Source organism: Reichenbachiella sp. MSK19-1, assembly GCF_003590315.1.
In the GTDB taxonomy this organism is placed as follows: Bacteria; Bacteroidota; Bacteroidia; order Cytophagales; family Cyclobacteriaceae; genus Reichenbachiella; species Reichenbachiella agariperforans.
In genome coordinates this window covers 226,226-240,327 of sequence record NZ_MIER01000002.1, presented here as the reverse complement: position 1 = coordinate 240,327, position 14,102 = coordinate 226,226, and the positions used below count along the sequence as shown (strand labels likewise).

9 protein-coding genes and 1 tRNA gene are annotated in these 14,102 nt (G+C 43.7%); all 10 read left to right on the top strand.

Annotation, left to right across the window (positions count from 1 at the left end; genetic code table 11):
* Nucleotides 1-6: 6 nt before the first annotated feature.
* The 10 genes from BGP76_RS01065 (at nucleotide 7) to BGP76_RS01020 (ending at nucleotide 14,081) form a co-directional block, all read left to right on the top strand.
* Entirely contained in the window at nucleotides 7-2,943 is a 2,937-nt protein-coding gene (locus BGP76_RS01065; protein WP_119843300.1) for a caspase family protein, read from the top strand.
* Nucleotides 2,944-2,984: 41 nt separating this feature from the next.
* Nucleotides 2,985-3,521, top strand: a complete 537-nt coding sequence (locus BGP76_RS01060; RefSeq protein ID WP_073120154.1) for a TerB family tellurite resistance protein — start codon at nucleotides 2,985-2,987, stop codon at nucleotides 3,519-3,521.
* A 114-nt stretch (nucleotides 3,522-3,635) separates the two neighbouring features.
* The gene (gene egtB / locus BGP76_RS01055) at nucleotides 3,636-4,949 is read left to right on the top strand and encodes an ergothioneine biosynthesis protein EgtB (RefSeq protein ID WP_255416022.1); all 1,314 of its coding nucleotides are present in this window, start codon (nucleotides 3,636-3,638) and stop codon (nucleotides 4,947-4,949) included.
* A complete protein-coding gene (gene egtD / locus BGP76_RS01050) occupies nucleotides 4,942-5,907 on the top strand; it encodes an L-histidine N(alpha)-methyltransferase (RefSeq protein WP_119843299.1) in 966 nt (321 codons plus the stop codon). Before egtB ends, egtD begins: the two co-directional genes overlap by 8 nt.
* Nucleotides 5,908-5,962: 55 nt before the next feature.
* A tRNA-Leu gene (locus tag BGP76_RS01045) sits at nucleotides 5,963-6,046 on the top strand.
* 114 nt (nucleotides 6,047-6,160) lie between these two features.
* Complete coding sequence (locus BGP76_RS01040) at nucleotides 6,161-7,207, top strand: M42 family metallopeptidase (protein ID WP_073120158.1); 1,047 nt, start codon at nucleotides 6,161-6,163, stop codon at nucleotides 7,205-7,207.
* A 141-nt stretch (nucleotides 7,208-7,348) separates the two neighbouring features.
* The gene (locus BGP76_RS01035; RefSeq protein ID WP_119843298.1) at nucleotides 7,349-8,845 is read left to right on the top strand and encodes a GH3 auxin-responsive promoter family protein; all 1,497 of its coding nucleotides are present in this window, start codon (nucleotides 7,349-7,351) and stop codon (nucleotides 8,843-8,845) included.
* Between the two features lie 80 nt (nucleotides 8,846-8,925).
* Nucleotides 8,926-10,077 (top strand): 1-deoxy-D-xylulose-5-phosphate reductoisomerase, encoded by a 1,152-nt coding sequence (locus BGP76_RS01030; RefSeq protein ID WP_073120162.1) that lies wholly within the window; start codon nucleotides 8,926-8,928, stop codon nucleotides 10,075-10,077.
* Nucleotides 10,077-11,399: an RIP metalloprotease RseP gene (gene rseP / locus BGP76_RS01025; RefSeq protein ID WP_119843297.1), complete on the top strand. Its 1,323-nt coding sequence runs from the start codon at nucleotides 10,077-10,079 to the stop codon at nucleotides 11,397-11,399. Before BGP76_RS01030 ends, rseP begins: the two co-directional genes overlap by 1 nt.
* A 1,407-nt stretch (nucleotides 11,400-12,806) precedes the next feature.
* Nucleotides 12,807-14,081: a sugar phosphate isomerase/epimerase gene (locus BGP76_RS01020; RefSeq protein WP_119843296.1), complete on the top strand. Its 1,275-nt coding sequence runs from the start codon at nucleotides 12,807-12,809 to the stop codon at nucleotides 14,079-14,081.
* Nucleotides 14,082-14,102: the final 21 nt, after the last annotated feature.

Genomic DNA, 14,102 nt, shown 5'->3' with positions numbered 1-14,102 from the left:
AAAGATATGAGATCACTACTATTTGTCCTCGTCCTCTCTCTAGCCGCTCAGCAGCTCTTCTCCCAAAAACTAATCATCGATAACCAAGGACATTCGGGGCTTGTACATGGCTTGGCTTTTACTGAACAAGGGAAAAAACTAGTCTCTGTCTCAGAGGACAAAACTGTAAGAGTCTGGGATGTAGTATCAGGTACATTAACCAAAACCTATAGATTCGAAATTGAAGACGGAGTTGATGGTAGAATATACACTTCGGTACTTTCCAAAGATGAACGATTCCTGTTTTTGGGTGGTTATTTTGACCATCAAGAAGGGAATCCAAGTGAGATAGGACAGATTCGTATCCTTGACTTAGAGGAAGAAAAACTACTACCAAGCCTAAAGGGACATCAAAATGTCGTACTTGATTTGGCAATCTCTCAGGACGGAAAAAAGTTAATCAGCAGCTCAGCAGACCAATCCATCATAGCATGGGACATTAGCAGCATGAGAGCTCCCGTACGATCGGCCACTATCACAGGGATCGAGAGCATCATCAACAGCATAGACATTAGCGAAGACGGTAGTACCATCGCCGCTGGTGACCAAGACGGAAATTTAAGAACCTGGTCTGTATCTGGAGGAAACCCCAGCAGGTCCATCGTCCACTCGGATGCGATACGAGATGTAAAATACGCTGGAAATCAACTCTACTCCGCCGGAGAAGATGGACAGATCATCAAATGGACAAAGTCAGGGAAATTCATGGGACCACTCACAGAACTCCCAGGAGCCGTCAACGCACTAGAAGTATCAGCAGACAACCGATATCTTACCGCCATGGGAAGAGTGGGTATCGTCTACGACTTATCTAACCGGACACTAATTACCCAGTTCAGCTACCATACCAATGCAGTAAGTGCTATCACCACCGCTCCTTTCACTACTTTCGACCAAGAGAAAGGCATCTATGTCGCATCTGCTGGTGGTGATGACAAGAACATTCTCCTATGGAACATCCTATCTGGACAACTCGAAAGAAACTTTGTCGGGAAAGGCAAAAGTGTATTCGGCGTGGGAATTGATGAAGCAGCCAACAAAATAGCCTTCAGTCAAAGCAATCCAACGGGCATCCTAGATGATGTAGTGCTAGAAAAAGCATTCGACCTAGAGGAACTGGCGCTAGACAGAAAGCTAAACCCTGAGAACAAATATCATCGCGCAACCCAAGCTGCATCCAATAAATTCATCAGTAAAGAGTCCTCTAATTCCATCAAAGTAGATGGACGTATGATAACTACTGATGACCGAAAAGACGGTACCGTACGTTCATTCACTTTCATCAATAAAGGCAATGCACTGGCTCTTGGCTCTTCCTATTCATTGAACAAATATAACGTATCAGGCTCCTTGTTGGGTAGTTTTCAAGGACACGAAGGAGAGGTATGGGCACTGGCTGATTTTGCATCTGAGGATCTACTCCTATCAGCAAGTAATGATCAGACCATCAAAATTTGGAATAATATTACTGGCGAAAACCTAGCATCTCTCTTCGTAGCATCAGACAATGAGTGGGTAATATGGACTCCTCAAGGATTCTATGAAGCATCTGCAGGTGGCGAGAAGTATATCGGATGGCATATCAACCAAGGACAGAACAATCTAGCTGTTTTTCATGACGTATCAGCCTTCGCATCCTTCTACCACAGGCCTGATGTCATACAGGAGATTTTGAAGCTTAAATCTTTTGACAAAGTAGCTCAGATGATGAATCTCTCGGACCAACCAGAAGAGAAAATCACTCCCCCAACTGTGACATGGATTACAGAGACTAACACTATTGTAGAGGGGCATACGACCACACTCAGCTTCGATATCACCTCCCCTACGCCAGTACATCAGATCAAAATACTAGCAGATGGGCGACCACTCATACACCAGTCTGAATTATCTATTTCTGGTGATAACCGCACCGAGCGTGTAGATATCCCAATAGAATTACCAGAAGAAACGGACAAAAGCTTTGCCTTCACGGTATTCGTCGCAGATCAAAACTCTAAAATATTATCTACAGAGCGCCATGTGGCCTTTGAACACATCGCACCAGAAGAAGAAAATGAACCTGACACTTCTAGCCCCGCAGCAGCTACACCTAGAGGTGAAGACGCCTCCGCAAGCAATGCCGTAACTACTTTAGATCCAGTGCCTACCAAAATCAAAAAGAGCAATCTGTATTTGGTATCCATAGGAATCTCCGAGTTTGCCGAGTCGCACAACAATCTCAACCATGCTGACAAAGATGCAGATGCGATAGATGAGCTATTCAAAGGACAGCAAGGCAAGATGTTCAATAATGTCACTAGCATTAAACTCACGAACGAAAAAGCTACCAGAGCGAATATTTTACAGAAGTTCCAACGACTTGAAGAATTCACCACTGTGGATGATTTCGTTATCATATTCATCGCTTCACATGGACTCAATGAGAACGACAACTTCTACTTACTACCCTACGACGGTAGTACCAAGACCCCTAGAATATCATGCATAGACTGGCGAGATTTTTCTGACATGATCGGAAATATTTCAGCGCGAGTCGTCTTGTTCATAGATACCTGCCACAGTGGCCAACTGGGCAACAATATGGGACAACAGAAAGTCAACAATACAGAAGCCGTTCGCCAACTCTCGGGGCAAGAATATGGAGTCGTCATCATGGCTGCTTCTACAGGTGCTGAGTATTCTTTTGAACATCAAGATTGGGGACATGGTGCTTTTGCGCTATCCATACTCGAAGGAATAGGCGAGGGAAAGGCAGATGTCAAACCCGATGGCGTAATTTATCTGAGAGAACTAGACTATTACCTATCCGAACGCGTACAAGAACTCACTGGAGGAAGACAGCATCCTACGACACAAAAACCGAGTTCTATCAGTAGATTGTCTCTTGCAGAGGTTCAATAATCTACATTATTTATTAAATTCAGGTATCAAAACCTTATAGCATGACAAAGCCCATCATTCCCACAGACTATCAAAGATTACATCTCAAGACGGTATTTGCCTTTATGATTTGTGACACACACATATCACAAGACGAAGTAAGCCTAATTAGACAAAAAGCCAAAGACAAGGTGTTTGGTGATCTGAAAATTGAAGATGAACTTGCCGAACTAATCGACCATGTCAACCGCAGAGGCATAGATTTTTTTGATGATTATTTCAAAAAAGTCCAACGAGTAGAGATGACAGATGAAGAGGAACTGAATCTCCTACAGTCCGCCATTCAAACCATAAAAGCAGATGACAAGATCACTCAAGAGGAAATTAATTTCCTAAAGATTCTGAGAGTGCTACTACAAGTCTCTAATGAGAGCATCGTTACTCGATTCCCTGAGGTTGGTCCCCAGTTTGTAGACAAAGATCGGTTCACAGATATCTACTTTAAAGAACTGTATGCCAACTATGCCAAACTAAAGACCATGCCCATCTTTGACATCAGTGATGTACAAGACATAACAGAAACCATCGATAGGAAATAAAGCCTCTTATACGAAAACATGCGTCATGGATTATGAGTAACGATAGTCAAAATCCATGACGAAGAACTTACTTTTAGGGAACTGCCTTTCTCATTTTACCGTTATAGTCGTAAATTGTATAGAACCAAAACAATCCCGACTATCCAAGCCTCCAATCCCAAATTCGCCAAAGATTCTTTGCTCTCTCATCTCAAAGAGAAATACTTGCAGATAAGAGCACAGTCCGAAAAGATATGTCAACCACTACATGTAGAAGACTATGTCGTCCAGCCTGTTGTCGATGTAAGTCCACCTAAATGGCACCTTGGACATACGACATGGTTTTTTGAGAAGATGCTCCTAGAGGCTTTCTCCAAAGACTACTGCGTCTATCATCCAGAATACAACTACGTCTTTAATAGCTACTATGAATCCATCGGCAAACGTGTCCTTCGTACCAACCGTGGCAATCTCACGAGACCTTCTGTAGCAGATGTCTATAAATACCGCGCATTTGTAGATCAACAGATGCTCAACTTTTTCGACACGAGAGAAACCCTCTCAGCCGAAGAGAAAACAATCATCGAAATTGGCCTCCAACATGAGCAACAGCACCAAGAATTGCTCCTATACGACATCAAATATATACTCGGCACTAACCCGCTATTCCCTGCCTATCAAACCAGTCCCAAACTACAGATAGAGACAGCTCCTAAACCATTAGGATTCTTAAATGTACCTGCCGGCAACTACACCATAGGACATGAAGGAGATAGATTCAGCTTTGACAATGAACACGGTCGTCATCAGGTCTACTTGCATGACTACCGTATCGGTGATCGGCTAATCACTAACCGTGAGTATCTTGACTTTATCAAAGACGGAGGCTATCGAAATTTCACCTACTGGTACGCCGAGGCATGGGACTGGGTACAGCGAGAAGATAAACAAGCTCCCTTTCACTGGCACTTCATCGAGGATTGCTGGCATAGCTACACCTTGGAAGGACTACAACCTATCAATCTAAACGAACCTGTTAGTCATATCAGCCAGTACGAAGCAGCAGCCTTTGCCAACTGGAAAGGCATGCGACTCCCTACGGAGTTCGAGTGGGAAGTCGCATGCCTCCTGCATCAACCAACCATTCCAGAGAATAGCAACTTCGTCAACCAAGAAAACCACCGTCCTCTACCCGCTACCGAAGGCAACTACCAGTTCTACGGCGATCTATGGGAGTGGACTAACTCCGCCTACTTACCCTACCCCTACTACAAAACTGAAGCAGGGCCTTTAGGAGAATACAATGGCAAATTCATGATCAGTCAAATGGTCTTACGTGGGGGCTCCTATGCCACACCTAAAGACCATATCCGACCGACTTATAGAAACTTTTTTCATCCACACCTGAATTGGTTATTTTCAGGTATTCGACTTGCACAACATGCCTGAAACCATCGAAATCATCCAAAACAAGACTTTCCTGAACGACACGCTCAAAGGTCTAAAAAGTAAACCAAAGACTTTATCATCGAAATATTTTTACAACAAACGAGGAGACGAACTCTTCCAGCAAATCATGAAACTGGACGAATACTACCTCACCGATGCAGAGTACAGTATTTTCGAATCCCAAAAAGACAATATCCTAAAAGCCTTTTCACCGAATGGAGAAGACTTTAATCTAGTCGAGTTCGGTGCTGGGGATGGATACAAAACCAAAGTCCTGCTTCAACACTTCGTATCAGAAGAAGCGCTCTTTGACTATATCCCCATAGATATTTCCCAACATGCACTCGATGGGCTCGCCCAGTCCTTAGCCCAAACAATCCCCGAACTAAGTATCACCCCCATGCAGGGAGACTATTTCCAAGTATTGGATAGACTCAGTCACTCCAGCACCCGTCGCAATGTCATTCTATTTTTGGGCTCTAACATCGGTAATTTCTCATTTGATCAAGCGCAGAATTTTCTCTCGAAAATCAGAGAAGACATCAATACGGGAGACCAGTTATTGATCGGAGTTGATCTAAAAAAAGACCCTACCAAAATACTAGCTGCATACAACGATTCGAAAGGCGTCACCGCTGCATTCAACATGAACCTGCTCAACAGGATCAATGAAGAACTAGGCGGCAACTTTAACTTAGAGGATTTCCAGCACTACCCATTTTATAATCCCGTAACAGGGGAATGCAAAAGCGCTATCATGAGCATGAAAGATCAAATCGTCCATATAGAAGGGGAAACCATTGCTTTCAAGAAGTGGGAAACGATGCAAACCGAAATATCAAAGAAATATTCTCTCGATGAAATCCAAGAATTAGCAGAAAAATGTGGGTTCGAAGTACGCTATAACCTTGAGGATCAGAACGGATACTTTGTAGATTCAATTTGGTCCGCAGTTTAATTGAATTTTTTCATGGATTATTCATCTTAAATCCTATTTTTGCATTCCATTTTAAGCGCACGTGGTGAAATTGGTAGACACGCCATCTTGAGGGGGTGGTGGACTTACGTCCGTGGAAGTTCGAATCTTCTCGTGCGCACACTTTATAAAACTGTGCTAAAGCTGAAATCACCAGAGACCAGCGACTCATATCGAGTTCGCTCCTATCCCAATCAGTCTCGTGATCTGCACACCATCAAAAACTACAAAAAACATGTCATTTAACACGCCACTACTCAAAAAAGTCTGTGAAATCGCTGGTGCTCCGGGGTTCGAGTCACGCATTAGAAACTTGATCATCGAAGAAATCAAAGATCATGTCGACTCCTACAGTATCGACAACATGGGCAATATCATCGCGATCAAAAAAGGGTCGACAGATAAAAAAGTAATGGTAGCCGCTCACATGGATGAGATTGGCTTCATCGTGAGCCATATCGACGACAATGGTTTCGTTAGATTCCAGCCATTGGGTGGTTTTGATCCCAAAACCCTGACAGCCCAGCGTGTAATCATCCACGGTCGCGAAGATGTGATCGGTGTGATGGGTAGCAAACCCATCCATGTCATGACCCCAGAGGAGCGTCAAAAGGTCGCCAAAATGGAGGACTACTTCATCGATCTCGGCATGAATAAAGAAGAAGTGGAAAAAATCGTGGCTATTGGCGATTCGATTACACGAGACAGAGAACTTATCGAAATGGGTGACTGTGTCAATTGCAAATCCATTGACAACAGAGTCTCTGTTTTCATCCTAATCGAAACACTCAAAAAAATCAAGACACCATCGGCAGATCTATACGCGGTATTTTCGGTACAAGAAGAGGTCGGTCTACGTGGTGCCAATGTAGCAGCACACAGCATCAACCCTGACTTTGGGATCGCTCTCGATACGACGATCGCCTATGACCTACCTGGTGCGCAACCCCACGAGTACGTCACCAAACTCGGTGAAGGTACGGCCATCAAAATCCTAGACGCTATGACTATCTGTGATCAACGTATGGTCAAGTTCCTCAGACAAACCGCTGATTCGAAAAAAATCAAATGGCAAAATGAAATCCTAGTAGCTGGTGGCACAGACACTGCTGGTATCCAACAGCGTGGCAAAAACGGATCAATTGCAGGCGCAATCTCTATCCCAACTCGCCATCTACACCAAGTGATCGAAATGGCGCACAAAGACGACATCACAGGATCTACTGATTTACTCATAGCAGCGTTGGAGAATCTGACGAGTCATGACTGGAGCTGGGAATAGCACATCAGGCTCGACCTTTTTCGTCTCGTGACACATGCTAGCGTATTTCCATTCTCTCTGAAATGGCTATTGTTCATTTCGGGTTTATATTGCGGGTGATATCATTGGTCTCGATCAAAATTTCGACAACTCAAGTAAACTATGGGATTCCGATCTGCACTCAGTAAGCCTTTTGCCAAGTACATCGTCAACGACCAGAAAAAATGGTCACTAGATGCCATCAATACGCAACACAAAACCCTAAAGAGCCTTGTCTCAAAAGCCAAACACACACAGTTTGGCAAGGATCATCATTTTGCAGATATCGAGACTTATGAGGATTTCAAGTCTGCTGTACCTGTGGCAGACTATGAAGGGCTCAAAAACTATGTTGAGAAAATCAAACAAGGAGATAGCGACATCTTATGGCCAGGCAAACCCGAATACTTTGCCAAAACCTCAGGGACTACATCGGGCACCAAATACATCCCCATTACCAAAGACTCCATCCCTAACCATATCAACAGCGCACGAAATGCCCTCCTCACCTATGTGCACAACTCAGGACAAAGCCAGTTTTTAGACAAAAGCTTGATATTCCTATCAGGCAGTCCTATCATGACCAAAACAGCGGGCATCCATACTGGACGCCTCTCAGGGATCGTTAATCACCACGTCCCTGGTTATCTTCGCTCCAACCAGATGCCCAGCTATGAGACCAACTGCATCGAAGACTGGGAGACGAAACTAGACGCCATCGTAGAGGAAACGCTTACGAAAGACATGAGCCTGATCTCAGGCATTCCACCATGGGTACAGATGTACTTCGACCGGATCACAGCCAAAACTGGCAAGGCGATCAAAGACGTATTTCCTGATTTTTCTCTCTTTGTATATGGAGGGGTTAACTTCGAGCCGTACCGTGGAAAGCTATTCGAAAGCATCGGCAAGACCATCGACTCAGTAGAAACTTACCCTGCCTCGGAGGGCTTTATCGCCTACCAAGACACGCTAGATCAGAAAGGGCTATTGCTCCTACTCAACTCTGGGATATTCTTTGAGTTCATCCCTGCGGATCAGTACTTTGATGACAACCCGCCACGACTCAGTATCGGAGAAGTGGAGCTAGGTGTCAACTATGCGCTCATCATCAATAGCAACGCTGGACTATGGGGCTACTCGATAGGCGACACCATAGAATTCGTCTCCAAAGACCCCTACAGGATACTGGTTACAGGACGAATCAAGCACTTTATCTCTGCCTTTGGGGAGCATGTCATCGGTCAGGAAGTGGAAAAAGCCATGAACCATGCCCTAGCTCAGCATCCAGAGGCGGAAATCGTAGAATTCACCGTAGCACCTCAGGTCACACCAGAATCTGGCCTACCCCGCCATCAATGGTTTATCGAATTTGATCAACCACCTGCTGACTTCAACAGTTTTAAATCCACGCTGGACAAAAAACTGACCGAACTAAACTCCTACTATGAAGATCTAATCGTCGGCAGTATCTTGGAAGAATTAGAAATCGTCGCGCTACAAAAAAACGCATTTATCAACTACATGAAATCGCAAGGAAAGCTAGGCGGACAAAACAAAGTCCCTCGCCTCTCCAATGATAGAAAAATCGCGGATGAATTGATGAATTTTAGATATTAGACACAAGACTTTAGATAATAGACATTAATAAGGAATAGCAGTCCCAATGACAATTTCCGATCCCAAAACCCAATAGATAGTTGAAGAAAACAATATCCATACTCGGCTCTACCGGCTCGATCGGTACACAGGCACTCGAAGTGATCGCAGCGAACCCGGAGCAATTCGTACTAGAAGCCATCTCGGCATACAACAATGCGGATCTACTGATCCAGCAGGCCTTGCAGTTCAAGCCCAATGTCGTCGTAATCGGCAATGACGACAAATACGAGCAAGTATTCGAGGCACTGGATCCGCACGACATCAAAGTATTTGCTGGCGAATCAGGGCTGTGCCACATCGCAGAGATCGAAGCGGTCGATATCGTCCTCACGGCTCTGGTCGGCTATGCAGGGCTAAAACCTACCGTACACGCCATCAAGGCAGGTAAAGTAATCGCCCTGGCCAACAAGGAGACACTCGTCGTGGCTGGAGAGCTCATCACCGAGCTGACTCAGGAGTACAAAGCCACGATCTTGCCAGTGGACTCGGAGCACTCTGCGATCTTTCAGTGTCTGACGGGAGAGGTTGGCAACCCCATCGAAAAAATCATCTTGACTGCCTCTGGCGGACCGTTTAGAGGCAAAGACAAAGCGTTTTTACAATCCGTCAAAAAAGAAGCTGCCCTCAAACATCCCAACTGGGAAATGGGTGCAAAGATCACCATCGACTCGGCTTCTCTGATGAACAAAGGACTGGAAGTCATAGAAGCCAAATGGCTCTTTGGGCTCACAGCAGATCAGATCGAAGTGATCGTCCATCCTCAGTCCATCATCCACTCCATGGTACAGTTCGAAGATGGCTCTATCAAGGCACAAATGGGGCTCCCAGACATGAAACTCCCAATACAATATGCCATGACCTACCCTGACCGAATTAAAACTACTTTTCCTAGGTTCGATTTTACAGAATACCCATCTTTGACGTTCGAAAAACCAGACGTAGAGACGTTTAGAAATCTGGCACTTTCGTTTGCAGCGATGAAACAAGGGGGGAACCTCCCATGTATACTCAATGCCGCTAACGAAATAGCTGTATCTGAATTCTTAAATGACCGTATAGGATTTTTGGAGATGTCCGATGTAGTAGAAAAATGCATGGACAAGGTCTCATTCATTGCCCATCCAAACATGGAGGATTACGTGGAGACAGATAAAGAAACAAGAAAAATAGCACTAGACATCATTAGTTAATGGAAGGATTGATCATGGCAGCCCAACTCATGTTGGGCTTATCAATATTAGTTGGATTACACGAATTAGGACACTTATTGGCCGCCAAGGCATTTGGCATGAGAGTAGAAAAATACTCCATCGGCTTCCCTCCTAAAATCTGGGGTTTTCAATACGGCGAAACAGAATACTCGTTTGGAGCCATTCCCCTCGGTGGATTTGTCAAAATATCAGGCATGATCGACGAGTCACTAGACACAGCGTCCATGTCTGCCGAGCCAGAGTCATGGGAGTTTAGAGCCAAACCAGCCTGGCAGAGACTCATCGTCATGATGGGCGGTATCATCGTCAATGTCATCACAGGCGTATTCATTTTCATCGTCATCACCTACAACAGTGGAGAGTCCTACCTGACCAAAGATGTACTCAACCAAAACGGGATCGCTGCCTATGAACTAGGACAAGAAATTGGATTCAAAAACGGTGACAAAGTACTGAAGGTAAACGGCCAGGACTACAGCAGATTCCAAGAGCTGATCAACAATGATGTGATCCTCAAAGAGAACTCCAGCTACACTGTACAGAGAGGCGACTCTGTGTTTACACTGACGCTCCCTAATGGATTCTTGAACAAGTATGCTGACAAGAAAAAATATGACGGCCAGTTCATCAGCTACCTCAAACCCTTTGAGATCAAGCAAGTGATGGCAGGTAGTGCCGCCGCGGATGCGGGTCTGCAAGAAGGCGATCGATTCATCTCTATCGAAGGTAAATCAGCCAACTATTTCTCAGACTTCAAAAGCATCCTAGATGCCAACAAGGAGAAAGAGGTCACAGCAGTGATCCAAAGCAAAACAGGTCAGACCAGAGAGGCCAAACTACAGATAGGCGAAGATGGGACTTTAGGTTTCTATCCAGAGATACTCTTAGACTTTGCTCATCAGGAGTACACCTTCGGAGAGTCTGTCAACAAAGGATCACAGCAGGCATTCAACGTGGTATGGGTCAACATCAAAGCCTTTGGCAAAATATTCCGTGGCGAAGTATCTGCCTCCAAATCTCTCAGTGGCCCTATCGGTATCGCTCAGATGTTCGGTGGACAGTGGATCTGGAGCAAATTCTGGTACTTGACTGGGCTCCTATCTATGGTGCTTGCCTTCATGAACTTCCTCCCCATCCCAGCACTGGATGGAGGACACGTGGTATTCTTGACTTACGAAATCGTCTCTGGACAAAAGCCCTCTGACAAATTCCTCGAAGGAGCGCAGAAAGTAGGCATGGTACTACTCCTAGGTCTAATGGTTTTTGCGATATTCAACGATCTATTTAAGGCCATCTTCTAAAGACACTGCGCATGTACAATGACACTTACCTAGCCCTAGACCAACCGTCTGGGGCTTTTTTATGCAACATTCATTCGTGACAATAAGAAAGGTAATGTCTTGGGATCAGTCGGTATGACTGGAGATACAAATCAATATTCGATATTCATTATTCCAATCATTGGAATAATGCCTCACAGACTCATAACAGGTGGTTATTTCAAAGAAAAACCATAACGAATTTCGAACCATAAATCTTGAATAACGGAGTGATCTGTCTCTTTGACTAATGAAATGTAGGCTCAACATGCCTGACTTCAATGCTGTTTAGATAGGCTTGAAAGAATCTAATATAACCGTGGGGAATCTGTCTAACATCTAAATAGCTCCTCAACGCACGTTTGGATACTATCCTAGACCAAGACACCTCCTCAACGCACGTTTGGACACTATCCGAAATCAAGACACCTCCTCAACGCACATTTGGACACTATCCGAAATCAAGACACCCCCTCAACGCCCGTTGGAGAGCCTGTAGCGATAGAAACACTTGTCTAACAGCCATTGTGCAGGCAGATCGGCTTGATTTGCTTATCGAACGCCTGTCGAGCAAGACACACAAAGTCTGATAGCTTCTAAACTAACGTTGTAGAGGTAGATTGATTCAGTACAATACTCTGACGGACGTGTAGGAGGGGAATAAACCTGTGGTAGGCGTGCAACCGATGTAACTACTGATGCGAACGCTATGTCGTTAAGTTTAGATTTTTATCCGATACGATAGGAGAAATCTAAACACAAACCCTTTCAGAATGGCTAAGATCCCTCCGTCGGGATGATACAATGGAGCGTATGCGTTTAAACCTAAATTCGATTTTAGCTTTCATTAAAACCGCTTCTGAAATGCATCAATTGTTCTTTGTCTTCAAGCCAGACAGACTCTTCCTTTTTTCATTGCCAAAAAAGGAAGCAAAAAGGCTAGAAAATTATAAACTCGCTATCGCTCAGACAGTATAATTTTCAAAAACCTTGAATTAAGAAGATGATTTATATCCTTTACTAATCGAACTCAGGTTTTAACTTAACGACATGGGGTGAGTTGAATAAATAGAAGAGCGCTTTGCCAGAAACAAACCTTACCCCACAGGCAGTAAACCAAGCATTGAAACAAAGTGAAAAATACCACTAGAGCCTCTTAAACCCTTCAAGATTCATCTTCACTTAGAAAGAAGTCTTGAAGGGTTGGTTGGGAGTATATAGAATCTGGATTGGTACTCCGTCGAGTTTTTAGAGGTGTCAGCACCTCTTTCATCTTGCCACTTTGGGTCTATTGCCCTATTTTACTTTCTATTACAGTCAAGGCATTCTTCATATCAGGTTCAGTGTTAGAGGGGTACTTTGACAAGAACAGTAATTAAGAAGAAGAATATGAAAGTTACGAAGTTGTTAGTGTTAATATGTCTTTTCAGCCATCCTCTTTTATCTCAACATTCCGTCGAATCCCAAATTGACCGTTTACATCAGTATGTCGGGCATTGGGTGAGTAGCATCCATTCAAATACGGATAGTGTTGCTGCATTTCCTCACATTAAAATGAATAACATCTCAAAAATGGACAAGCTCTCCATGCAGGTGGAAGTACTTCAATATCAAAAGGGAGAATACAATCCCCTACTCACAGAATTGATTGCTTATGATTCAAATAGCAATCAGATTATTGCTTTAGGACAGAATAAAGACGCTATAGTTTTCAAAGGAACAGGACGTTTTTCTAATGAAAAAGAATGGGAAATGCAGGATGTAGATATGTTGGGCAATTTTTACCTGCATGTCAAATTTGATTTTCAAAGCTTTTCAAATGTACTATTGGAGGGGTTTGATGAGTCTGGTAAAAGTCTTTGGAAAACCCGATATATTAAGTCTAACCCAAAAGATAAAAAAATCGGCATTCAATTAGTTTCTGTTCATCAAGATATGCTGAAAGACCCAGTGGGAACGTTGCAGGAGTTAGGACGAATGGGCTATAGTTATATAGAAACTTTTGTTTATAATGATGGTACATTTTACGGCATGTCACCTACTGAATTTCGAAAAGTGGTAGAAGCTCAAGAAATGCAATTTTTAGGCTCTATGACGTTTCATGACCTCCCTACTTCTGACTCTTGGGAAAGCTCTATGAAATGGTGGTCGAAATGTATAGACGACCATTTGGCAGCAGGCGTAGAATACTTAACGACCTCCAATAACCAACTCAAATCAGTTAAAACCAAAGCGGAATTGCAACGCTATTGCGACTATTACAATACGATTGGAAAATTATGTAAAGAGAAAGGTATCACCTTTGCTTTTCACAACCATGCAGATGAATTTGGGGTGATAGATGGGAGCCTAATATATGATTATTTATTGGAGAATACGGACCCTGAATATGTTCACTTCCAAGCTGATATTTATTGGATGGATATAGGCGGGGTGAAAGCGGTTGATTATTTTCAAAAATATCCCAAGCGGTTTATAAGTTGGCATATCAAGGATTATAAGGAGTTGGGCATAAGTGGGAAAATTAATTGGATGGAATTATTTCATCACCCTGATTTTGACGTGCCAAAATATATGGTCACAGAGGTGGAAGATTATTCTTACCCTCCACTATATAGTGTTCAGTTGGCTTGGGAATATTTATACTATCAAATATTGGATTAGACATCTTTGCCCCCACTCATC